Annotated in this window: 2 protein-coding genes; both read right to left on the bottom strand. The window is 51.4% G+C overall.

Features of this window, described 5'->3' with window-relative positions:
• Positions 1-728 (bottom strand): FG-GAP repeat domain-containing protein (locus tag HWQ67_RS18485; RefSeq protein WP_218254166.1); only part of this gene is annotated, 728 nt, incomplete at its 3' end.
• An 18-nt stretch (positions 729-746) separates the two neighbouring features.
• Positions 747-1,160, bottom strand: a complete 414-nt coding sequence (locus HWQ67_RS18480) for a tail fiber domain-containing protein (RefSeq protein ID WP_218254165.1) — start codon at positions 1,158-1,160, stop codon at positions 747-749.
• Between the last annotated feature and the right edge of the window lie 251 nt (positions 1,161-1,411).

The following is a 1,411-nucleotide window of genomic DNA, read 5'->3' as shown; positions in this document are numbered from 1 at the left end:
GCTATGACCTTCCAGTTCTTTGGCACGCCGTTGGCCGCAAAGGCCCTGGACTTCTTTTCAATACCGTTCATCAGCCATATTGCCACGTCGCCGTTATTTGAGTTCTGCCAGAGGATGTCGCTCTTGCCGTCGCCGTCAAAGTCCTTCTTTGTCTTCTTGCATACGCCGTTAAACTCGGCGGTAATGCCCCTTGTTGCCGTCATGTTCACCGTACACTGATTGCCGATGGTTACGTCGCATCCCGTCCAGCCGTTGAAGGTTGAGGCGTTATCCGCCACCGCTGTGACTATCACCTGTGTGTTGAGTGCATACAGCGCAGTGCCGGTGTTGCCGCTCCAGTTGAGGCTGCCCGTTGACGTTGTTATAGTGCCGTCCCCTGTGCCCTGTTTTGTGACCGTCAGCGTTACCGGCGTTGGTGTTGGTGTGGGAGTTGGGGTTACGGTTGGCGTGGGAGTAGGGGTTGCTGTTGCCGTAGGAGTAGGTGTAGGTGTTACAGTTGGCGTAGGTGTAGGAGTTGGGGTGGGAGTCGCTGTGGGTGTGGGTGTTGCCGTTGCTGTTGGCGTTGGAGTGGGTGTCGGTGTTACAGTAGGTGTTGGCGTGGGCGTTGGTGTTGCCGTAGGTGAAACGTCCCAATAGCCTGCATCCCACGTCATGCCGTCCCACGTGCTGATTGCCCATGTCGATGACGCCACCAGTAGTATCATTAGTGTTAAGGCAATTCTTCTCATCCTGTCGTCTCCATTACATCATTTGGTTTGATTTTCAAGCGACTTCACCCTGTCCGACAACTCAACGATGGTCTTCTGCTGCTCCTGGACTATCTTCGTCAGAAGTGCAACCATGTCCATTGGGCTTAGGCCCTTGCGATCCTTCGTAGCCACGATGTCAGGGACGTCCTCTGCTATGAAGCCGATGTGGTGTTCGTCGTCGGTCTTGTATTTGAACGTCACGGGCTTCAGGTCGTTTAAGGCCAGCATTGCATCGTTGCTGGAAAGCTCCTCGATGTTTTCCTTGTACTCACGGCTTGAGGCGTTTGTCCATACTCCGCCTTCAGTTACATATGCACCAGATACCCTCATGTGAAGGGAGTAGGATACTGTATTAACGTCCCCTGAACCGCGTCCAACTCCTAAATAACCATTAGGAGCTAATGTAACCAATTGAACTCCTCCATTTACACCCAATATAAAAGGATGATAAGATTGGACAGCAATCTGAAAACTTTCGTATGCAGGCCCTCCCTCAGCACCAGAAACTCCAATATCAGCGATAATCCCAACGTTATTAGTCATACGGATTGCAGCCGCATTATTATTTTGCAGTATATGAAACGGTCTTTCAGGATTTGTTGTCCCAATCCCCACATTCCCACCGTTGAAATACAAATTACTCCCCGACTTATCCCAACTCC

The organism is Candidatus Magnetobacterium casense (assembly GCF_019173545.1).
Taxonomy (GTDB): Bacteria; Nitrospirota; Thermodesulfovibrionia; order Thermodesulfovibrionales; family Magnetobacteriaceae; genus Magnetobacterium; species Magnetobacterium cryptolimnobacter.
The sequence above is the reverse complement of the archived record's forward strand: the minus strand, read 5'-3'. Positions and strand labels throughout refer to the sequence as shown.